We start from the raw sequence: 21,156 nt of genomic DNA, 5'->3' as shown, positions 1-21,156 counted from the left end.
CGCCGGGGAGGAGGGACGCCATGCGGGCGCTGCTGTGCACGAGGCTCGACGGGCCGGACCATCTGGAGATCGTCGAGCGCCCCGACCCGGTGCCGGGCCCCGGGCAGGCGCTGGTGCGGATACGGCTGGCGGCCCTGAACTTCTTCGACACGCTGATCACCGCCGGGCGCTACCAAGTGAAGCCGACCCTGCCGTTCTCGCCGGGCGGCGAGGGGGTCGGCGTGGTCGAGGCGCTGGGCGAGGGCGCCGCGGGCGTGTCCGTGGGCGACCGGGTGATCGTCCATGCCGGGCACGGCTGCTGCGCGGAGCTGATCGCCCTCGACGCCGCCCGGCTCACGCCGGTGCCGGACGCCGTGCCGGACGAGCAGGCGGCCGGGCTGACCATCACCTACGGCACCTCGCTGCACGCCCTGGCGAACCGCGCGCGCCTGCGGCCCGGCGAGTGGCTGGCGGTCCTCGGCGCCTCCGGGGGCGTCGGCCTCGCCGCCGTCGAGCTCGGCCGGCTGATGGGCGCCCGGGTGATCGCCTGCGCCTCCTCGGAGGAGAAGCTATCGGTCGCCCGCGCCCACGGCGCCGAGGCGGGCGTCGTCTACGACCCGGCGACGCTCAAGGACGAGCTGCGCCGGATCTCGGGCGGCGGGATCGACGTGGTCTACGACGCGGTTGGCGACGCCTACGCGGAGCCGGCCCTGCGGGCGCTCGGCTGGCGCGGGCGCTTCCTCGTGATCGGCTTCGCCGCCGGCGCCATCCCGCGGCTGCCGCTGAACCTGATGCTCCTCAAGGAACTCGACGTGCAGGGCGTCCACTGGGGCGCCTTCCTGGACCGGGAGCCGGAGGCGCACCGGGCCGATCAGCGCCGGCTCCTCGACTGGGTCGCCGAGGGCAGGCTCACCGCGCAGGTCCACGGCGTCTACCCGCTGGCGGAGTACCCGGAGGCCTTCGGCCTCCTGACCCGCCGCGCGGCGGTGGGCAAGGTTCTCCTGCGGCCCTAAACCGGGGCGCGGCCGCCCGCCTCAGCCCGGATCGGCGCGCGACCCGCAGCGCGGCGTCGGCGGGCGACGCGCTATGCGTTCCGCGCCGATCTGCGGCGCAGATCGCTGCCGCAGTAGAGGTTGCGGAAAAATCTGTCTTTCATCTTCATGCATCCCGACGCGACGGTGTCGTCCTCTGTGGTGCCCGAGATGAGACTGCGAAGAAGTATCGTATCGAAGCTGATACTGCCCTCGATTGTCGGCTTTCTGCTTTTCCTGGCAAGCTCGGCCGTCGGTTTGATGCAGATACAGGCCATCAACGCCGCCGCCGTGGAGACCCGCGACGTCTGGGTGCGCAAGGACAACGATCTCCATACGATTCGATTCCTGATGCTGCGGTACCACACGACGACGATTCGCAAGGTCGTCGCCGTCGACGACGGTGAGAACCGGGACCTCGATGACGAGTTCGTCGAGATGGATCGGTCCATCCCCGAGGCCTTCCAGAGCTACCGCGCGCGCGCGACGACGCCCCGGGAGCGCGCGCTCTGGGACGCGTTCGAGGGGCGGTGGAAGGTCTATCGCGTCGCCCAGGAGGCGATCCTCGTGCCGCTCAGGCGCGGCGACCGGAACGCGGCCCGCGACGCCATCGCGCCCGCCCGCCCGCCGCTCGTGGCCGCCTTCGATGCCCTGGCGGATCTCGCCCAGGTCACCGCCGAGGGCACGAACGTCTCGGTCCAGCGCTCCGAGGACGCGTTCCGGACGGCGTGGTCCGTCACCGTCGCGCTCGCGGTCATCGGGTTGCTCATGACCGGCGCGGCGGTCTGGTGGGTCTGGCACCGGGTCGCCCGCCCGATCCGGTCCCTGGCCGGAACCATGGGCCGGCTCGCGGCCGACGACCTCGACGCGGCCGTCGGCGGTTCCGAGCGCGGGGACGAGATCGGCGTCATGGCGGCGTCCGTCCAGGTCTTCAAGGACGGCCTGATCCGGGCGCGCACGCTCGAGCACGACGCCGCACAGGCCCGCGCCACGGCCGAGGCGGAGCGGCGGAGCGGCATGCACCGGATCGCCGACGCCTTCGAGGGCACGGTCGGCGGCATCATCGGCACGGTCTCGGCCGCCGTCGCCGCGCTGCAGGACACGGCCTCGGCCATGAACGAGGCGGCCGCCGACACCGCCGATCGCTCCATCCGGGTGGCGAGCGCGGCCGAACGCGCCGCCAGCACCGTCAGCGTCGCGGCGGCGGCGGCCGAGGAACTCGGCGCCTCTGTCCAGGAGATCGGCCGCCAGGTCGCGGGTTCGACGGAACTGACACAGTCGGCGGTCGCGGACGCGGAGGCGACCGCTCACTTGGTTCAGGATCTGAACGGGGCGGCGATCCAGATCGGTCATGTCGTGACCCTGATCTCGACCATCGCCGAGCAGACGAATCTCCTCGCGCTGAACGCCACGATCGAGGCGGCGCGGGCCGGCGCGGCGGGACGCGGTTTCGCCGTCGTGGCCGCGGAGGTGAAGGAACTGGCCGGTCAGACCGCGCGGGCAACCGACGAGATCGGCGGCCACGTCGCCCGGATCCAGTCTTCCACCGGCGACGCCGTCACGGCGATCGGACGCATCGGCGGTCGGGTCCAGGAACTCAGCGCGGTGGCGACGCGGATCGCCAGCGCCGTGGAGCAGCAGGGCGCCGCGACGCAGGAGATCGTCCGCAACGTCTCCCAGGCCGCCCAGGGGGCAGCGGACGTCACCAGCACCATCACGGGCGTCGCCGACGCGGCGAAGGGGACAGGAGCGGCGGCCGATCAGGTTCTCACGGCAGCCTCGGAGCTGTCGAACCGGTCCGGCCACCTCAGGGACGAGGTGACGCGCTTCCTCGCGACCGTCCGCGCGGCCTGAGCGCGCGGGATCGGCGCAAACGCGGACCTTCGGCCGCGCGCCCGGCGCGCCGACTCAGAGGAGCCCGCGCGCCTTGGCCAGGCCGACCAGATCCGCCTGCGGGCGGGCGCCGATGTGCTGGATGACCTCGGCGGCCGCGAGCGTGCCCAGGCGGGCGCTGGCGACGTTGTCGAGCCCGCGGGCGTGCCCGGCCAGGAAGCCGGCCGCGAACAGGTCGCCCGCGCCGGTCGTGTCGACCACGGTCTGGACCGGGCTCGCCTCGACGGCCCGGACCTCGCCGCCCTGAACCACCAGGGCGCCGTCGGCCGAGCGCGTGACGAGGCCGAGCAGGTGCCGGCCGCGGGCGTTGCGCTCGTCGCGCAGGGCCGCCACGGCGGCCTCGGGATCGTCGGTCTCGTAGAGGCTCTGCAGCTCGGCCATGTTGGCGAACAGGATGTCGATGCTGCCGTCCCGCACGAGGCCGAGGAACTCGTCGCGGTAGCGGCCCACGCAGAACGCGTCCGAGAGGGTCAGCGCGACGGCGTTGCCCGCCTGATGGGCGAGCTGCGCGGCCTTGCGGAACGCGTCCTTGGCGGCCGGCGGATCCCACAGGTAGCCCTCGAGATAGACGACGCGGGCCGAGCTCACGAGCGCCTTGTCGACGTCGTCGGGCGACAGGCCCTGGCAGGCGCCGAGATACGTGTTCATCGTGCGCTCGCCGTCCGGCGTCACGAGCACGAAGCACCGGGCGGTGGCCGGCCCCTCGGCGGCGGCCGGGACGGCGAAGTCGACGCCGGTCGCCTTGAGGTCGTGGCTGAACAGGCCGCCGAGCTCGTCGTTCCGGACCTTGCCGACGAAGCCGGTCTTGGCCCCGAGGAGCGCCGCGCCGACCGCGGTGTTGGCGCCCGAGCCGCCCGACACGATCGTCGCCGGTCCCATCGCCTGGAACAGCGCCTCGGCCCGCGGCTCGTCGATGAGCTGCATCGCGCCCTTGGTGACGCCCTGCGCCGACAGGAAGGCGTCGTCCGTGCGGGCGATCACGTCGACGATCGCGTTGCCGAGCACGAGGAGATCGAGGGGTGCAGTCATCCGGGCGTCCTGATTCGCGTTCGCGCCGCTGTGGCATCCGCCTCGGATCGGATCAAGCGCCGTCGTCGGCGGGCGCGAGGTCGGCGAACAGCTCCGGCACGGGCAGGCGCAGGCCGGGGGGCGTCAGGTCCAGCGTCTCCCGGGTCGCGATGCGGGTCTCGATCAGGCCGCCCTGCGCGCGGCGGTGATGGATGACGAGACGCTTCACCGGATCCACGATCAGATAGTGGATGACGCTCTCCAGACCGAAGTAGCGGGTCAATTTCAGGCCCGAGTCCACCGCGCGTGTGCCCGGCGACTGAACCTCGACGACGATGACGGGATCGGTGATCTCGGTCGCATCGGGGTCAGCGCGCATCCCGCAGTAAACGAGGGCGTCGGGCTCGAAGACCGTATCCCGATCGACGCGAACGCTGATGCCATCCGGCAGCGCGTAGCAGGCGCTCCCCGCTTGCTTCAGTGCGGACCGGAGCGCCAGATAGGTGGCCGCCTTGACCTCGGCATGCCGAACGCGCTCCGGCGACATCGCGAACACCTCGCCATCGACCAGCTCGAAGCGCCCCGGCTGCCCCTCGGCCCAGGCGAGAAACTCGTCGACCGTCATCCGGGATCTCGGCTGAGCGACCATGCCCGAGGTTAGCACGGATTCGGCTTGCCGGGAGCTGTGCTCCTCACGGGCCTCACCCCGCGATCTTCTCCAGCGCGACGTCCCGCGTCCGGGGACCCAGCAGCCCGACGAGCAGGCCCGCGGCCAACATCGCCGCCGAGATGAACAGGAACACGCCCGGCGTCCCGGCCTCCCGCAGCACGAACGCGATGACGAAGCCGGTGAAGATCGCCGAGAAGCGGCTCCAGGAATAGACGAAGCCGACCGCCCGGGCCCGGATGCCCGTGGGGAACAGCTCGGCCTGATAGGCGTGGAAGCTGTACGACATCACGTTCGAGGCCAGCGTCAGGCCGATGCCGAGCGCCACGATGACGGTGACGTCCCGCGTCTGCGCGAAGGCCAGGCCGCAGGCGATGTAGAGGAGGGCGGCGGCCACGATGACGTGCTTGCGCTCGAACCGGTCGGCGATGGCGAGGCCGATCAGGGGCCCGACCGGGGCGGCGAGCGCGATCAGCGCCGTGTAGGCGAGGCTCGACGTCACCGTGATGCCCTGGGCCACCAGGAGGGTCGGCACCCAGTTGGCGAAGCCGTAGAAGCCGACCGTCTGGAAGACGTTGAACCCCGCCATCATCAGGGCGCGGCGCCGGTAGGGCTGGACCCACATGTCGCGGAACGCGCCGCGCGGCTGCACCGGCTCCGGCGCGGCCGGTGCGGGAAGCGGGCGCCCATGCTCGTCCGCGATCCGCGCCTCCAGCCGCCGCAGGACCGCCTCGGCCTCCGCGAGACGGCCGTGCTCGACGAGCCAGCGCGGGCTCTCCGGCAGGCCCGCCCGCATCCACCAGACCACGATCGCCGCCGAGGCGCCGATCAGCACCACCCAGCGCCACCCGTCGATGCCGAGGGGCGCCGCCGGGATCAGCAGGTAGGACAGGAACGCCACGACCGGCACGGCGGTGAAGCCGATGCCCTGGCACAGGGCGAAGGCCCGGCCCCGGATCGCCTTCGGCACCAGCTCGGACAGGTAGCTGCCGATCGTCACCATCTCCAGGCCGAGGCCGATCCCCGCGATCAGGCGCCAGAGATTGAGGCCGAAGGCGTCGCTCTGGCAGGCCATCACCACGTTGGCGGCGGTGTAGGACAGCAGCGACCACGTGAAGATCGCCCGCCGCCCGAACCGGTCGGCGAGCCAGCCGCAGGCGATGGTGCCGATGAACAGGCCAGTGAAGAGGGCCGCCACGAAGCTCGCGACGCCGCTGGCGCCGAACAGGCCCGGGGTCGTCGGCGTGAGGATCCCGGCCTTGACGAGGCCCGGCGCGACGTAGCCGGTGAACAGCAGGTCGTAGAGCTCGAAGAAGAAGCCGAGGCCGAGCAGCACCACGAGGCGCCAGACCGTCGGCGTCGCCGGAAGCCGGTCGAGGCGGGCCAGGATGGCGCCGGGATCGAGACCCTCGTCGGAAGCCCGGACTGCCGTACGCGTCGCCATGCCGGTGAGCCTCGTCTCGGCGCCGCGGCGCCCCGCCGGCGCAGTGCCGCGGAAGCGTGCAGCGCGCAAGGGGGCGCGACGCGGGCCGCTCGGCGGAGCCGTCAGGCGCCGAAGACGGACCAGCCCATGCGCTGCGTCAGCCGCTCCAGGGCGATGCGGCCGAGATGGGAATTGCCCGCCGCGTCGAGGCCGGGCGACCAGACGGCGATGGACGCCTTGCCGGGCGCGATCGCCAGGATGCTGCCGCCGACCCCGCTCTTGCCCGGCAGGCCCACGCGGTAGGCGAACTCGCCCGACCCGTCGTAGTGGCCGCAGGTCAGCATGATCGCGTTGATGCGGCGCGCGCGCTCCGCCGACACCACCGAGTGGCCGGTCGACGGGTTGACGCCGTTATGCGCCAGGAACCGTCCGGCCCGCGCGAGCTGGCGGCAGTTCATCGCGATGGCGCAGTGGTGGAAGTAGACGCCGAGCGTGTAGTCGACCGGATTGTCGAGGACGCCGAACGACTTCATGTAGTTGGCCAGCGCGGTGTTGCGGAAGCCCGTGCGCTTCTCCGAGGCCGCCACCGTCTCGTCGATGGTGATGCTGGAATCCTGGGCCAGGAACTGCATGAAGCGCAGGATCTCGCCCAGCGCCTCGCGGGGCTCGTGGCCCGAGAGGATCACGTCGGTGACCGCGATCGCGCCCGCGTTGATGAAGGGATTGCGCGGCACGCCGCGCTCCCGCTCCAGCTGCACGATGGAATTGAACGGATTGCCCGAGGGCTCGCGGCCGACCCGTTTCCAGAGGCGGTCGCCGACCATGCCGAGGGCGAGGGTGAGCGTGAACACCTTCGACACGCTCTGGATCGAGAACGGCGTCTCGCTGTCGCCGCCGGTGAAGACCTGCCCCTCGGCGTCGATCACCGCCAGGCCGAACTGGCCGGGATCGACCCGGGCCAGCTCCGGGATGTAGTCCGCGACCGCGCCCCGGTCGGGGCGCTGGGCCATCTCCTCGGAGATCTCCCGGATGACGTGGGCAAGGTCGGGCACGGTCGGGCTCGGGCGTCGCGTTGCGTCGGAACCGGGCCGGTTCGCGACGTCTCAGGCGATGCAAGGTCCGGTCCGGCCGCGCGGTGATCTAGCAGTGCCGGGCGGGCGTGGGAACCGGAGCGGCCGTGCCCGCGTGACGATCGGCCGGCGAGCGCCGGCCGCCGGGCCGTCACTCGATCCGCACCGTCATCGCGAGCGCAGCGAAGCGACCCAGGGATGCGCCACGCTCGGGCATCGCGTGCCTCACTGGATTGCTTCGCTGCGCTCGCAAAGACGGCTGCGGTGCGTCCGCTCGGCGAGAAGGATCATCACGCGGCGGCGAGCGCCATCGCCATGGATTCCTTCTTCATCAGCTCCCGGAAGAAGCCGTCGAGATGGGTCAGCTTGTCGGGCGAGCCGTCCTGCGCGATGCGGCCGCCGTCGAGCACGACGATCCGGTCGAAATCCTGCAGCGTCGAGAGACGGTGCGCGATGGCGATGACGGTCCGGCCCTTCATCAGGTTGGCGAGGGCGTGACGGATCGCCTGCTCGGATTCGGCGTCGAGTGCCGAGGTCGCCTCGTCGAGCAGCAGGATCGGCGAGTTCTTCAGGATCGCCCGGGCGATGGCGATGCGCTGCCGCTGGCCGCCCGAGAGCTTCACGCCGCGATCGCCCACGATCGTGTCGAAGCCTTCCGGCAGGGCCTTGATGAAGTCGGTGCAGTGCGCCGCCTCGGCCGCCTGCCAGACCTCCTCGTCGGTCGCCTCGGGCCGGCCGTAGCGGATGTTCTCACGCAGGGAGCGGTGGAACATCGAGACGTCCTGCGGCACGACCGTGATGGCCTCGCGCAGGGATTCCTGCGTGACGCGCTCGATGTTCTGCCCGTTGATGCGGATCGCGCCGCTCTGCACGTCGTAGAAGCGCTGGATCAGCGAGAACAGGGTCGACTTGCCGCCGCCCGACCTGCCCACGAGGCCGACGCGCTGGCCGGGCTCGATGACGAGGTCGAAGTCGGTGAAGACGGGGCGCCCGTCCGGATAGCTGAACGCGACGTGCTCGAACTCGATCTTGGCGCCCTGGCCGCTGAGCGGCTGCGCCTCCGGATGGTCCACGAGGTCGTGGGGCTGGAGCAGGGTGTGCAGCGCCTCGGAGAGGCGGGCGGTGTGCTGGGTCGCGTCGACCAGCGCCACCGCGAGGTCGCGGGTCGCGGCGAGGATGCGGATGCCGAGCGTGCAGACGAGGACCACCTGACCGTTCGTCGCCTGGCCGGCCTCCCACATCTGGATCGCCCAGTAGAGCAGGCCGAACACGGCGAGCACGGTGAGCACCGCGTGCACGATCCGCAGCTTCTCAAGATAGAGCAGGGACGAGCGGCGGGCGCGCATCTCGGTGGCGACGGTGCCCTCGAAGCGCTGGCCCTCGCGCTTGAACGCCGAGAAGGCGCGCACGAGCGACATGTTGCCGACGAGGTCGACCATCTCGCCGTCGACGGAGGCGGCCTTGGCGGCGAAGTCGTGGTGCAGCGGCTTGCCGGCCGCGGCCATCTTGAACATCAGCACGACGACGGCGGCGAACACGCCCGCCAGGATGCCCGCCATGGTGAGGTTGACGGTGGCGATGTAGGCGATCGACCCGAAGGCCGCGACCGTCGGCGGCATCACGTTGAACACGAACATGTTCTCGACCGTGAAGATCGCGTTCGAGGTCGCCGTGATCCGCGACGCCAGGGTGCCCGGCTGGCGGTCGGAGAAGAAGGTCGGGGAGTGGCCGGTCAGGTGCCGGAACAGGTCGCGCCGGATGTCGCCCGTGATGCCCACGAAGGTGAAGGCGCCGGTCAGCGCGGCCACGCGCCAGAGCATGTTGTCGGCGGCGATGAAGGCGATCAGGACCGCCAGGGCGCCCCAGATCACGGTGTTGTCGGGGCCGGGACCCTTCGTCAGCGCGTCGACCACGCCCTTCAGGGCGTAATCGGTGGAGACCGAGAAGCCGACGGCGCCGAGCACCGAGATCAGGATGACCAGGTGCGGCAGCCAGCGGCGCCGGAGATACCGTCCGACGAAGGCGAAGGGCCTGTCGGCGTATCGGTGCAGCTCTTCCATCGCGGTGACCATTCCGTATTCGCGCGGCTTTGGCTTACGGGCTGAGGCGGAGTGCAGCGCGGGCGCAGTCTGACCCGCAGCGGCAACGCGAGAGCGTTGCCATATGTTTCACCGGCTCGCACCTTCGCCGCGCTTTTATCCGCAGAACCTGAACGCCGCTTGAGCGGCTCGGAAACACCCAAGCGAATCCGATGCCGCGCCGGGTCAGGCCGCGCGCTCCGGCTGGCGCGTCTCCGGCATGATCAGCGCCACCAGCATGAAGGCCGCGAAGCCGACGACCGCGAGCCCCAGGAAGGCGCTGTGGCTGCCGAGATGGTCGGCCATGATGCCGGCGAGCGAGGTCGAGAGGGCCGCGCCGATGCCCATGGCGGTCCCGACCGCACCGAGGGCGAGGTTGAAGCGGCCGGTGCCGCGGGTGAGGTCCGACACGATCAGCGGCACCATCACGCCCAGCACCGAGGCCGAGATCCCGTCGAGCACCTGGATGGCGACGAGGCCGTAGGGGTTGGTCGTGTAGGCGAGCAGCAGGCCGCGGACCGGGAGGGCGCCGAAGCCGAACAGCAGCACCGGGTAGCGGCCGAAACGCTCGGCGGCCCGGCCGACCGCCGGGGCGCTCACCGCGAGGACGGCCTGCGGGACCATGATGCAGGCCGCCACGAGCGCGGTCGCGGTCTCGCTCGCCCGCAGGGTCAGGACGCTGCCGACGAGGGGCAGCATCGCGGCGTTGGCGAGGAAGAACAGCACCATGCAGGCCGCGAAGCACAGGAGGCCGCGGTTGGTCAGGAGTGCGCGGATGCCGTCCTGGCCGGACGCGGGCGCCGTCGAGGCCGGCACCGCCTGGGCCGGGGCCGGCTCCTTGAACACGCCCGGATCGATGTCCTGGGCGCGGATGCGCGCCAGCGCGATCACCGTCGGGATCCCGAGGGCGGCGGTGAGGTAGAAGACGGCGCCGTTCGACAGGTAGTAGCCGATGGCGCCCATGCCGGCCGCGCCGAGGGCGTTGCCCAGGGCGGCGAAGCTCGCGTTCCGGCCGAGGCGCTCGCCGGCCCGGGCGCGCCCGACCAGACCGATGCTGATCGCCGCGATGGCCGGCGTCAGCACGCAGCTCGCGGCCGAGTGGAGCGCCATCGCCAGGAGCACGATCAGGAAGCTCGGCCAGACCGCCAGCGCGAAGGCGCTGCCGGCGATCCCGATGACCGCCACGGCGGCGGCGAAGCGCTTCGAGCGCACGACGTCGACGAAGGCGCCACCCGGCACCTGGCCGAGGAGCGCCACGAGGCTGCCCACCGTCAGGGCGAAGCCGATGTCGGACTGGGTCCACTTGGCCTGGGAGAAGTAGACCGCCAGGAACGGGCCGAACCCGGTCTGCAGGTTCGCGACGAAGAACGCGAAGGCGTCGAGGCCGTAGCGGCTCGCCGACGAGATCGCGCGTTCGCCGTGGACCGCCGAGCCTGCCGGTGCGCGTGCGGCCTCGGCCGCCTGATCCTTCAGGCGGGTCGGACGGGAGCGGATGTCCTGCCGGGGCACGTCGCGCTCGCGGGGGGCGGCGGCGGTTCTGACCTTCAACCGGGCCACCGTCACTTATCCGGTGCCTTCTCCGGGGGCGGGGCGGGCGCGGGCGCGGGCATAGGCGCGGCGGGGGTCGGCGGGGTCGCGGCGGCCGGCGCCGCGGCGCCCGAGGCCGCGTTGCCGGGCGCCGGCGCGGCCGGGGCCGACTGCGGCGGCGTCGCGGAGCCCGCCGTCGGCGCGGCCGCCTGCTCGCCCTCGGCCGCGGGCGCGGCCGGGCTGGCGGGGCCCAGGACCACGATCGGCTCGCCGGCCTTGTATTCCGGGGAGACGCGGACCTGATTGCGGGTCAGCGCGACCGACAGCTTGCGCTCCTTCCCGCCGTCCGGCGTGAAGCGCAGGGCGCGCCAGTCCACGGCGATCTTGCGGGTTCCCACACCGAGGAAGCCGCCGAAATCGATGATGGCGGCGCGGGGATGACCCTCCTTGTCGATGATGATGTCGATGACGCGCCCGAGCTCGTCGCCGCCGGCGCTACGCACGCTGCGGCCGAGCAGGCTCTCGTAATCCTGCGTGTCGAGGACGGTGGCGGGTGTCCCCTGCTGCTGGGCCTGGGCCGCGGAGGGCGGCGCGCCCGCGGCAGCCGGCGGGCTGGCGGGCGGGGCGGCCGGGGTCGCCGCGGGCGGTGGCGTCGGGGCCGGTACCGGGGCCGGCGTCTGGCCCGGGGTCTGGGCAGGCGTCTGGGCCGGCGGTGCGGATGGCGGCGCGGCCGGACTCTGCGGCGCGGCCTGACCGGCAGGACCCTCGCTGCCGCTCACCTGGGCCTGCGCCGCGGCCCCCGACGCCCAGAGGGCGAGCGTCACGGCCGCGATCATCCGGTTGGTTCTGAACACGCTTCGTCCTCTGAGGAAAGGCCGGGCCGCGCCGGCGTGCCGGCGCGTCCACGACCGCATTCGGCCGGTTCCGGGTCCGCCGCCGGCAGGATCCCGCCCGCGGATGGCGTCGTGCCGCAGGACCTGGGCGAAGTTATGGACCGCGGCGGCCTCGCAGCAAGGCTCGGGCCGCGCGGGGCGCCCGCACGGCCCGAGGGGGCGGCGTCATCCCCCGGCGTCCCGCGGCGCTGTCTGGTTTTCGCCGCATCCCCAGCGTAGACAACCGCGCATAAACCCACGCGAGCCGCGGATGGCACCGTGGCCACTGTCGAGGACTACACGATGTCGACCCTCACCACGTCGCGATGCGCGGCAGCGCGCGGCCTCGCGCTCGGTGCCGCCCTGTCCGGTCTCGTGGCCGGCTGTCAGGCGCTCGGCGGAGGCGGAGGCGTGATGCCGGCGACGGAGGTCGGGCTGCCGCCGTCGCTGCGCGGTTCGCTGCCGAACCGCGAGCCGCGCAACGCCGCGGTCGATGCCGACGGTCAGCCTCTCCAGACGGCGCCGACGAGGCAGCTCGCGATTCCCAAGACCGCCGGCGGCGCCACGCGGACGGCCGACAGCGGCGAGCGCCGCATCCGGCGCGAGGATCTCGACGGCGGCAACGCGGCCGTCGGCGGCAGCGGCGGCAGCGGCTCGATGGGCCCGATGCTGTCGCCGGGTGGCAGCGTCGGCCTCGGCGGGAAGTTCTGAGCCGGCACGTCCCGGGGCCCGCTCCGCAGCGAAGCGTCCGCGCGCCGCGACGCGGGATGATCCGCGCCCGACAGCCCGGGTCGACGAGCCAGGCCTAACCGGCCGCCTGGCTCGGCGCCTCCGCGAGCACGCCGGGCTCGAGATCGACCACGTAGCCGCCGAGTTCAGTGCTGTAGCTCAGCGCCTTCCAGGGCAGCGGGTGGTGGGTCTCGCCGAGCCCAAGGAAGCCTCCGAAGGCCAGAACCGCGTAGGCGACCTGTCCGGAGATCTTGTCCACCATGAAATTGTGGATAGCGCCGAGGTGGCGGCCGCTGCGGTCGTAGACGGCGGTGCCCTCGACCCTGTTGGACGCGATCAGACGCGGCGTCTCGTCGATGGCGACGCCTTCGCCGGCGGCGGGGTCGAGCTCCAGCGTGCCGGGCTTTCTCAGGGTGCGCTCGTTGGGCAGGTCCGTCGGCATGATCTCTCCCGGTTCGCGCGCGGGGTCGTGCCCGCGCGGCGGTCCCTCGGCTCACTAAGCGCGCCGGTCGGGACCGGTTCCGCCGGCGGGGCGCGGGGTCCGGACCCGCACCGAGCGCTCAGCGGTCGGGCGGCATGCCGGCGCTCGCCCGCCGCTGGTTGATCCGGTCGCGGACCGAGCGGTTCGCCAGCAGCATCTCGAAGCCGAAGGCCACGAGGGCGCACAGCGTGCACAGGATCGCCGCGCCGAACAGGCCGAACAGCAGGGTCGCGACCGTGCTGTCGCGCAGCGCGCCCACGAACAGCGTCAGCACCGAGCCGCAGGTCGCCACGCCGCCGAGCGCGGCCAGGAACACTGCGGCGTCGAGCGCGAGGGAGCGCCGGTGAAGGCGGTCCAGGCGCTGACCGAGGCGGACGCGCTCGGCGTCGCCGGCCCCCGCCAGCAATCCGGAGACGTGGTCGGCCTGGTCCGCCACGCGCGCGAGGCGGGCCCCGAAGACGTTGAGGAGCGTCGCGATGCCCGACAGCAGGAAGACGGGGCTGAGCGCCACCTGGACGACGTGGGCAGTCCCTTCCAGGCTCGCGAGGGTGATCGGGTCGGTCATGCGGTCGGGCTGATGCACCCGGCGGACCGGCGCGGCAATCCCGGGTCGCTCAGATCAGTCCGCGCCCCGGCGCGGTTCCGGAGGCCGTCGTCTCCGCGCGGATCACCAACCCGAGACCGGTGACCAGTCCGGTGGCGAGCAGGAGCGCGAGCGTGAGGGCCGGGGCGAACATGTCTGTACTTCGCGCGCAGGATTGTTAAGAGCAGGTTTCGCGCCCGGCATCGGACCGAATAATCTTCACCACGGCGTCGATCGGGCGATCCCACAGGGGATTCTCGTGCGTGCCTTGTGGATGAGGGGGCTGCAAAGGCAATTTCCCCTTGGAACGGCGGCGGCACCGCTTAGTTGCTGCTATGCTGGCTCGGCCGTGGGGCGATCATGCCCCGGCCTGCGGCCCGAGAACCGGAGGAAGTTTATGGCCACAAAGACCGAGAAGGCTGCGCCGAAGGCGGCCAAGACCACCAAGACTGCGGAGAAGGCCGCCCCGGCGAAGGCTGCGAAGCCGGCTGCCGCCAAGTCGGCCGGCACCAAGCCCAACGCTCTGCAGCAGCCGCTGAAGCCGTCGGCCGAGCTCGGCGCCATCGTCGGCACCAGCCCGCTGCCCCGCGGCGAGGTGGTCAGCAAGGTTTGGGACTACATCAAGAAGAACAATCTTCAGAACCCGCAGAACAAGCGCGAGATCGTTGCCGACGACAAGCTCAAGAAGGTCTTCGGCAAGGACAAGTGCTCCATGTTCGAGATGAACAAGCATCTCGCCGCCCACCTGAAGGCCTGATCACGACCTAGAGCCAAGTCCGGCGTCTCGTCTGGGCCGACGGCTCTAGGTGCCTCCGCGACGCTCCAGTCGGGCCGGACGACCGGCCGACATGGCGCGGCGCGCCGCGGGCGAAAGCCCGGAATCCAGAGCCGCCGGTCAACCCGGCGGGCTCGGGCGATCCGCGGAGCGGGGCGCGTTCATAGGTCCGGATCCCACGGGTCTGGATCCCGGGCTTCCTCGCGCGCTCTCGCCGGGCATCGCGGTCCCGCGCCCGCGGGTTGGTCGACCGGGCCACCGCTTCCGAGACCGGCGGGTGATGCCCGGACCGGTCCTGATCCCGGGGCCGGGCCGCGCCAGATCCTAGGCGAGACCCTGCAGGACACCGCCGTCGACCCGCAGAGCTGCGCCGGTGGTGGCGCTCGCGGCCGGGCTGCAGAGATAGGCGACGAGGCTCGCCACCTCCTCCACCCGCGCGAGGCGCCGGATCAGCGAGGAAGGCCGGTGCTCCGCGACGAACTGGCGGCCCATGGCCTCGAGGTCGGCGTCGGCCGCGCCGCCGGCCATCTGCGTCATGAACTCCGCGACGCCCTCCGACAGGGTCGGGCCGGGCAGGACGCTGTTGACCGTCACGCCGCTGCCGGCCACCGTCTGGGCGAGCCCGCGGGAGATCGCGAGCTGCGCGGTCTTGGTCATCCCGTAATGGACCATCTCGGTCGGCGTGTTGATCCCGGACTCGCTGGAGATGAAGATCACCCGGCCCCAGCCGCGCTCCGCCATGCCGGGCGTGTAGGCCCGGGACAGGCGCACGCCGCTCATCACGTTGACGTCGAAGAAGCACTGCCAGTCGGCATCCGGGATCTCGAAGAACGGCTTCGGCTCGAAGATCCCGGTGTTGTTGACCAGGATATCCACGACCGGCAGCCCCTGGACGAGCGCGGACACGCCGTCCGCGGTCGCGACATCCCCCGGCGCCGCGAAGGCGCGGCCGGCCCGCGCCTCGCCCCGCAGCCTCGCCAGCGCGGCCTCGACGCGCTCGGGCGTGCGGCCGTTGATGCCGACCTCGGCGCCGAGATCGAGGAGTTCCTTGGCGATGGCGTAGCCGATGCCGCCGGTCGAGCCGGTGACCAGGGCCTTCCGGCCGGTGAGATCGAGATCCATGGGACGCTCCTGCACGTGACTCGTCGCGTCAACGCGGTCCCGCGCCCGCGGTGGCATACGGGGTCGGTCTAGCCGCTCCGACTCCGCCGCAGGACGCTGGCGCAGCCGCCGATCACCGAGAGCGCCACAGCGCAGGAGAGCGAGATGGTGACGGCCCGCTCGGCCCCGAGCCCGTGCGTCAGGCCGAAGATCACCGCCACCAGGGCCGCGCCGAGCGACTGCCCGGTGAGCCGCGCCGTCGACTGCATCCCACTCGCCCCGCCGGCCCGCTCGCGCGGCGCCGAGGTGACGATCACCTTGTTGTTGGGCGACTGGAACAGGCCGAAGCCGAGGCCGCACAGGGTGAGCCTCCAGACGATGTCGAGGGTGGCGGGGGCCGCGGGCAGGAGCGTCACGCTGACGAGCCCGGCGGCCATCAGGGCCAGCCCGACGCCGCCGAGGATGCCGGGCGGGTAGCGGTCCGCGAGGCGGCCGGAGATCGGCGCCATCGCGGCAACCGCGATCGGCCAGGGGGTGAGCAGGAAGCCGGTCTGGGTGCTGGAGAGGTGCAGCACGTCCTGGAAGTAGAAGGGCAGCGCCACGTAGGAGACCATCTGGGCGCAGAACGAGGCGACGGACGTCGCCATCGACAGGGCGAAGGCGGGGATCCGCAGCAGGTCGACCGGCAGGAGCGGGGCGGGCAGCCGGATCTGGCGCCGCACGAACACCGCGGCGATGACCAGGGCGGCGGCGAGCTCGACGATGGCGACCCCGCGCGCCTCCGGATCGCCGAGACCGTCGATCCCGATGATCAGCAGGCCGAAGGTCAGCGCGTTGAGCACCGCGCTCGCGAGGTCGAAGGGGCGGCCGCTCGCCGGTGTGACCGGCAGGGTCCGGGACGCCACCGCCAGGGCCAGCAGGCCCACGGGGATGTTCACGAGGAACAGCCAGGGCCAGGTCGCCACCGACAGGATCGCCGCCGCCACGGTCGGGCCGGCGGCCGAGGCCACCGCCACCACCAGCGCGACGTTGGCGACCCCCTGGCCGATCATCCGGTGCGGGTAGATGAAGCGCACGAAGCCGATATTCACGCTCATGATCGCCGCGCCACCGAGGCCCTGGACGATGCGCGCCGCGATCAGCATCGGCAGGTTCGGCGCGACCGCGCAGGCGAGCGACGCGGCGACGAACAGCGCGAGCCCCGGCAGGTAGACTTTCCGGAAGCCGAAGATGTCGCCGAGGGCCGCGAACGGCAGGAGGCTCGCCGTGACGGCGACCTGGTAGGCGTTGACCACGAAGATCGCGTCGGCCGGCCGGACCGCGAGGTCCTTGGCCATGACGGGCAGCGCCACATTGACGATGGCCCCGTCGAGGACCGCCATGGTCATGGCGAGCCCGATCGCCGCCATGGCGAGGACGCGCTCGCGCGGCGGCAAGCCGTCCTGGACGGACCCCTGCGCGGTGCCCTGAGGATGACCCGGCGGGCTGCCTGTCGGACCGTGCGGGACCTGCGCCATGGGTGCGCGCTCCTGCGGCGTCCCGGCGGGTCCGTGACGTCGATGGCGGGGGGACATCCGGGCACGGGACGCGCCGCGGATGCTGCTCCCTGTCGCGCAGGCGGGGAGGCCCGTCGAGGGGGGCCGTGTGTCCTATGTCACGGCGCGGACGGGAGTGTTCGCCGCGGACGCCCGCGGCTCGGATCCGGCGCGAGCCGGCGCGTCGCGGCGCCCGATCGGGCTCAGGCCAGCATGTAGGTCAGCAGGGAGCGGAGCTGGGCCGGCTTGATCGGCTTGTGCACGAGCTCCGCGCCGGCGGCGGTGACGCGCTCCTCGACCGCGCCGGTATGGTCGGCGGTGGTGACGATGACCGGGAGCGGCCCGGTATGCAGCGCCCGGAGATAGGCGGCCACGTCGAGGCCGCAGGCGCCGTCGTCGAGATGGTAGTCAAGCACCAGGATGTCCGGCGCCCCGGCGCCCGCCGCGACGGCGGCCTTCACCCCCGCGAGGTCGCGGAAGGTCGAGACCCTTGCATCCCAGTTCTGGAGCAGGCGCGCGAGGGCGTCGGCCGTGGAGGCGTCGTTCTCCACGACGAGCACGTGGGCTCCCGAGAGCCGGGTCGCCACCGGGGCGGGCGGCGCGGCGGCGGCCGGGACCGCGCTCAGGGGCAGCGTCAGCGACACGCGGGTGCCGTGGCCGACCCGGGAGCGCAGCCGCAGGGGATGATCGAGGGCGAGGGCCATGCGGCGGACGATCGACAGGCCGAGGCCGAGGCCCGGCTCCTCGCCGCTGCTCGGCCGGTCGCCGCCCCGGAAGAACTCGTCGAAGACGAGCTCGCATTCTTCGGCGGCGATGCCGCAGCCCGTGTCGGTCACTTCGATCCGGACGCCGCCGGACCGGCGCCGGGCCGCCAGGACGATCCCGCCAGTGCGGGTGTAGCGGACGGCGTTGGAGACGAGGTTCTGGAGGATCCGCTGCAGGAGCACCACGTCGCTGGTGACGGTCAGGTCCGGGCAGTGCACCGACAGGCGCAGGCCCTTGCGCTGCGCGAAGGGTTCGAAGCTCTCCGCGATCCCAGCCAGCAGGTCGGGCAGGAAGACGGGCTGGACCTGCGGCCGGACGATCCCGGCATCGAGCTTCGAGATGTCGAGCAGCGTCTTGATCAGGTCCTCGATGGTCTGCAGGCCCCGCTCCACCTGTCCGGCGATGGTGCGCGCCTCCGGCGGCACGTCGAGGTCGGCGAGCGCCGAGATCGAGAGGCGGGCGGCGTTGACCGGCTGCAGCAGGTCGTGGCTCGCCGCCGCCAGGAACCGCGTCTTCGAGCGGTTGGCGGTCTCGGCCTCCTCCTTGGCCGCGGCCAGCGCCTCGTTGGAGCGCTCCAGCCGATGCATCAGCCCGGTCAGCTCCTCGGTGCGGGTGCGGACCCGGCCCTCGAGCATGATCGCCGTCTGGAACAGCGAGTAGGCGCTGCCTCGCTGGTCCATGGAGCGCTCGACATGGGACATCAGCGCGGCGTTGATCCGCTCGAGCTTCTCGATCCGCCGGTGCAGCGACGCGTCGGTCTCGAGGCCATTCGGGTGCAGGGTCACGACGCGGCCGGGGCGGGGGCCGCGGCCGGCGGGCCCGCGGCGAGGGTCTTGCCGATGGCGATGCCCGTGAAGGTCTGGTTCAGGTGCATCGCCCGGTACTGCTCGCCGAAGGTCTCGAAGCCGACGACGTTGTAGCGGCGGTAGAGGTCGGCGATCCCGTGCCGGACCTGCCGGCTCTCGGCGTCGAGGCGGCGGAGCACGCACTCGAAGCCGATGATGAGGTCGACGCCGCCGAGCACGGCGTCGAGGCGCGCCAGCTCCGCCCGGGTCGAGGCGACGATGTCGCGCGGCTCGGCGAGGGTGAGCACCACGCCCTCGTCCACCGCGCAGAAGAAGCTGAGCGAGCCGTCCTCGTTCATCCGCCGGATCGAGCGGCAGAAATACTCGCCGCCGACCTTCACGGCGAGCGGGTAGGCGGCGAAGCTCATCGGCGACAGGCCCTCGGGGTCGAGGCCGATCGCCATCGCGTATTCCCGGGCCGCCGGCTCGGCGTTGAGCTCGTGCACGGTGCGGCGCTCGCCGTCCGAGGCGGTGACCACGAACTTGGTCCGCGTCGGCTCGAAATTGTCGCTCTTGAAGATCTCCACCGAGAAGTCGGTCTCGACGAGCACCAGGACCGCCGCCTTGCGGTGGATCTTCCCGCCGTGGAGCATGACGGCGTCCCGGAAGCGCAGGTCGTCGCCGGCCGAGCCGCCGACGATCGGGATGCCGTCGAGCGCCCAGGCGATCGCCGAGACCACGGTCTCCTCGGCGTTGGCGAGCCCGTCGATCAGCGACAGGGCGAAGCGGTGGCCCGTGCCGGCCGCGTCGACATCGCGGCACCGGTCCAGCGGGTCCAGGGTCCGGCGCAGCGCCCGGACCGCCGAGGCGGTCCGCTCCACGTCGAGGTGGTCGATGGCGTCGAGGACGGTCGAGACGATCCGGAACCGCTCGGCCGGGAACGCGATGACGACGAGCCCGCGGTCGAGGCCGCCGGCCGGGGCGATGCCGCCCGACATCGAGCAGCCGGCCACCGGCACGCCGGGGAACCGGGTCTCCAGGGCACGGGCCAGGATCTCGGCATCGTAATCGGCGGAGAAGAACGCGACGACCTGCGACAGGGCGGTGTCACCGACCGCGAGCGCCACCTCCGCGGCCGCGTCGGCGGCCCCGGCCGCGTCCGTCCAGGCCGTCCAGATGCCGCACAGATGGCGGCGCACTCCCGATCCTTGAGCCACGTTCCACCCCCTGCGACCCCCTCGGCAGGCTTGGCGCCCGTTCTTCAGCGTCTTGGGCGGAGTATGTCGTGCGCAATCGAGCGGTGCAACGGGGCGTGTCGACCCGGTCCGGTTCGCGCGGGAAGCCGGACCGGGGCGGCCTCACTTCATGCAGGCATCCTCGGCCTTCTCGAAGGCCGCGGGCTTGGGTTCGTGCTCGGACGGTCGATTGCGGCCGAGCGCCCCGTCGGAGCGGGCGCGGAGATAGGTGTAAATGTCCGGCAGGTAGCAGGTGACGTTCTTGTTCTCGCCGAAGGCGGGCATCACCAGCTCCTGCGAGGCGTTCACGTCCCTCTTGCCGCCCACGACGATGCCGGCGAACTGCGCGTAGTCCATGCCCTTGAGGGCGTCGACCAGCGACGGCGCATAGGTCGATCCCAGCCCGTCGGGGCCGTGGCAGGCCATGCAGTTCGCGCTGTACCGGACGTAGCCGGACATGGTGTACCAGTCGACCATCTTGCCGCCGTCCGTGACGTGGTAGGTCGGGTTACCGTTCTTGTCGGTGTACTGACCGTCTTGGACCTTGGCCGGCTGCGTCGGCCCCTCGCTCTTCAGGTCGGTCGCGGGCGGGGCGGCGGTCGGAGCCGCGGCGGAGGCCGGCAGCATCCCCAGGGTTCCCGCTGCGAGCCCGGCCAGGACGAGGCCGGCCACTCTGTCTGCAACGCACCGCATACGTCTTCCTCCTGCCGCCCACAGGCTTCTTCTTAGTGGCGCGGTGCCGGGATAACGGCGGATCTCGTCCGAGAACACCTTGAGGCGCCTTCACGTTTTCGCGCACGGCCGGTGAGCGTCACGATGACCGGCCGAGAGTGCGCTTATCCGCGTTGCGCACAGCATTAACCTTTTGTTAATCGGCGGATTGCCGCCGGCCCGCCGGCGTGAGAGCTTTCGTTAACGAGAGCTTAACGGTTGGGTCCCGGCGATGCGGTTCGCGGTTTCCATGATGCAGGGCCTGGTCAAGGGACCCGCCTCGCGTCGGCTCTCCCGGAGCCGCCGGGCGGCCCTGGCTGCCCTCGCCGTCGCGGGGCTCGCCGCCCCGGCCCAGGCGCAGACGCTGGCGAGCCTGCCCACCGAGGCCGGCGCCCGGGTGCAGGGCGATGCCAAGCCGATCGCGGCGTGGGTGACGTTCTGCCAGACCTACGCGGCGGAGTGCGCGCTGGACCGGGGCGAGCCGGCCCGGATCAGCCTGACGCCGGCGACCTGGGCGACGATCGTGTCGGTGAACCGGCGGGTCAACAAGGCGATCGAGCCGATGACCGACCAGGACCACCTGCACGTGGCCGACCGCTGGGACCTGGCCGAGGACGGCATCGGCGACTGCGAGGACTTCCAGCTGCTCAAGCGCCACATGCTGGCCGAGGCCGGCCTGCCGCGGCGGGCGATGCGCATGACCGTGGTGATCGACGAGAAGGGCGAGGGCCACGCCGTGCTGACCCTGATCACCGACCGGGGCGACCTGGTGCTCGACAACAAGACCAGCGCGATCCTGCCCTGGCACAAGACCGGCTACGTGTTCATCAAGCGCGAGAGCCAGGACGCCGTCGCCTGGGTCTCCCTCGGCGGCGTCACCTCCCCGGTCACCACCGCAAACCGGTGAA

The 21,156-nt window shown here is 72.2% G+C and carries 19 protein-coding genes and 1 pseudogene; 5 read left to right on the top strand and 15 right to left on the bottom strand.

What is annotated here, in order from left to right; translation table 11 throughout:
- Positions 1 to 20 precede the first annotated feature (20 nt).
- Together BLW78_RS10910 and BLW78_RS10905 are read left to right on the top strand one after the other, a co-directional pair.
- On the top strand, positions 21 to 992 hold the full coding sequence (locus BLW78_RS10910) for an NADPH:quinone oxidoreductase family protein (protein ID WP_091679386.1): 972 nt from the start codon (positions 21 to 23) through the stop codon (positions 990 to 992).
- A gap of 189 nt (positions 993 to 1,181) precedes the next feature.
- Entirely contained in the window at positions 1,182 to 2,864 is a 1,683-nt protein-coding gene (locus BLW78_RS10905) for a methyl-accepting chemotaxis protein (protein WP_091679764.1), read from the top strand.
- A gap of 54 nt (positions 2,865 to 2,918) precedes the next feature.
- Here the strand turns inward: BLW78_RS10905 and BLW78_RS10900 are convergent, their stop codons facing one another.
- The 7 genes from BLW78_RS10900 to BLW78_RS10870 all read right to left on the bottom strand — a co-directional run bounded on the left by BLW78_RS10900 (position 2,919) and on the right by BLW78_RS10870 (position 11,512).
- Positions 2,919 to 3,932, bottom strand: coding sequence for an adenosine kinase (locus BLW78_RS10900; protein WP_020092526.1), 1,014 nt, complete (start codon positions 3,930 to 3,932; stop codon positions 2,919 to 2,921).
- Positions 3,933 to 3,984: 52 nt separating this feature from the next.
- Entirely contained in the window at positions 3,985 to 4,536 is a 552-nt protein-coding gene (locus tag BLW78_RS10895; RefSeq protein ID WP_244491937.1) for a Uma2 family endonuclease, read from the bottom strand.
- A gap of 76 nt (positions 4,537 to 4,612) precedes the next feature.
- Positions 4,613 to 6,022, bottom strand: coding sequence for an MFS transporter (locus BLW78_RS10890; protein WP_091679383.1), 1,410 nt, complete (start codon positions 6,020 to 6,022; stop codon positions 4,613 to 4,615).
- A 101-nt stretch (positions 6,023 to 6,123) separates the two neighbouring features.
- On the bottom strand, positions 6,124 to 7,053 hold the full coding sequence (locus tag BLW78_RS10885; protein ID WP_020092523.1) for a glutaminase: 930 nt from the start codon (positions 7,051 to 7,053) through the stop codon (positions 6,124 to 6,126).
- Between the two features lie 308 nt (positions 7,054 to 7,361).
- On the bottom strand, positions 7,362 to 9,131 hold the full coding sequence (locus tag BLW78_RS10880; RefSeq protein ID WP_026604824.1) for an ABC transporter ATP-binding protein: 1,770 nt from the start codon (positions 9,129 to 9,131) through the stop codon (positions 7,362 to 7,364).
- A 204-nt stretch (positions 9,132 to 9,335) separates the two neighbouring features.
- A complete protein-coding gene (locus BLW78_RS10875; RefSeq protein ID WP_020092521.1) occupies positions 9,336 to 10,712 on the bottom strand; it encodes an MFS transporter in 1,377 nt (458 codons plus the stop codon).
- Positions 10,709 to 11,512 carry a PRC-barrel domain-containing protein gene (locus BLW78_RS10870; protein ID WP_091679380.1) on the bottom strand — a complete coding sequence of 268 codons (804 nt, stop codon included), beginning with the start codon at positions 11,510 to 11,512 and terminating at the stop codon, positions 10,709 to 10,711. The genes BLW78_RS10875 and BLW78_RS10870 overlap by 4 nt, the downstream gene beginning before the upstream one ends.
- A gap of 339 nt (positions 11,513 to 11,851) precedes the next feature.
- On the opposite strand from BLW78_RS10870, the gene BLW78_RS10865 reads away from it, so the two are divergent.
- The gene (locus BLW78_RS10865; RefSeq protein WP_026604823.1) at positions 11,852 to 12,259 is read left to right on the top strand and encodes a hypothetical protein; all 408 of its coding nucleotides are present in this window, start codon (positions 11,852 to 11,854) and stop codon (positions 12,257 to 12,259) included.
- A 106-nt stretch (positions 12,260 to 12,365) separates the two neighbouring features.
- On the opposite strand, the pseudogene BLW78_RS10860 reads toward BLW78_RS10865, so the two are convergent.
- The 3 genes and pseudogenes from BLW78_RS10860 to BLW78_RS32020 form a co-directional block, all read right to left on the bottom strand.
- Positions 12,366 to 12,719 (bottom strand): annotated as a pseudogene (locus BLW78_RS10860) (PRC-barrel domain-containing protein); the annotation flags it as partial.
- A 118-nt stretch (positions 12,720 to 12,837) separates the two neighbouring features.
- Positions 12,838 to 13,323, bottom strand: coding sequence for a DUF2721 domain-containing protein (locus tag BLW78_RS10855; RefSeq protein ID WP_042669689.1), 486 nt, complete (start codon positions 13,321 to 13,323; stop codon positions 12,838 to 12,840).
- A 49-nt stretch (positions 13,324 to 13,372) separates the two neighbouring features.
- Complete coding sequence (locus tag BLW78_RS32020; protein ID WP_020092516.1) at positions 13,373 to 13,495, bottom strand: hypothetical protein; 123 nt, start codon at positions 13,493 to 13,495, stop codon at positions 13,373 to 13,375.
- A 243-nt stretch (positions 13,496 to 13,738) separates the two neighbouring features.
- Here BLW78_RS32020 and BLW78_RS10850 point away from each other — a divergent pair, with 243 nt between their 5' ends.
- Entirely contained in the window at positions 13,739 to 14,098 is a 360-nt protein-coding gene (locus tag BLW78_RS10850) for an SWIB/MDM2 domain-containing protein (protein ID WP_012320460.1), read from the top strand.
- 342 nt (positions 14,099 to 14,440) lie between these two features.
- On the opposite strand, the gene BLW78_RS10845 is transcribed toward BLW78_RS10850, so the two are convergent.
- The 5 genes from BLW78_RS10845 to BLW78_RS10825 all read right to left on the bottom strand — a co-directional run bounded on the left by BLW78_RS10845 (position 14,441) and on the right by BLW78_RS10825 (position 20,230).
- The gene (locus BLW78_RS10845) at positions 14,441 to 15,238 is read right to left on the bottom strand and encodes an SDR family NAD(P)-dependent oxidoreductase (protein WP_091679378.1); all 798 of its coding nucleotides are present in this window, start codon (positions 15,236 to 15,238) and stop codon (positions 14,441 to 14,443) included.
- A gap of 68 nt (positions 15,239 to 15,306) precedes the next feature.
- Positions 15,307 to 16,734 carry an MFS transporter gene (locus tag BLW78_RS10840; protein ID WP_091679375.1) on the bottom strand — a complete coding sequence of 476 codons (1,428 nt, stop codon included), beginning with the start codon at positions 16,732 to 16,734 and terminating at the stop codon, positions 15,307 to 15,309.
- Positions 16,735 to 16,955: 221 nt separating this feature from the next.
- Positions 16,956 to 18,302, bottom strand: a complete 1,347-nt coding sequence (locus tag BLW78_RS10835; protein ID WP_056526969.1) for an ATP-binding response regulator — start codon at positions 18,300 to 18,302, stop codon at positions 16,956 to 16,958.
- A complete protein-coding gene (locus BLW78_RS10830) occupies positions 18,299 to 19,501 on the bottom strand; it encodes an FIST signal transduction protein (protein ID WP_244526914.1) in 1,203 nt (400 codons plus the stop codon). Before BLW78_RS10830 ends, BLW78_RS10835 begins: the two co-directional genes overlap by 4 nt.
- 159 nt (positions 19,502 to 19,660) lie before the next feature.
- Positions 19,661 to 20,230: a c-type cytochrome, methanol metabolism-related gene (locus BLW78_RS10825; RefSeq protein ID WP_091679369.1), complete on the bottom strand. Its 570-nt coding sequence runs from the start codon at positions 20,228 to 20,230 to the stop codon at positions 19,661 to 19,663.
- Between the two features lie 250 nt (positions 20,231 to 20,480).
- Here BLW78_RS10825 and BLW78_RS10820 point away from each other — a divergent pair, with 250 nt between their 5' ends.
- On the top strand, positions 20,481 to 21,155 hold the full coding sequence (locus BLW78_RS10820) for a transglutaminase-like cysteine peptidase (protein ID WP_170855138.1): 675 nt from the start codon (positions 20,481 to 20,483) through the stop codon (positions 21,153 to 21,155).
- Position 21,156 lies beyond the last annotated feature (1 nt).

The organism is Methylobacterium sp. 275MFSha3.1 (assembly GCF_900108435.1).
Lineage (GTDB): Bacteria > Pseudomonadota > Alphaproteobacteria > Rhizobiales > Beijerinckiaceae > Methylobacterium.
The sequence above is the reverse complement of the archived record's forward strand: the minus strand, read 5'-3'. Positions and strand labels throughout refer to the sequence as shown.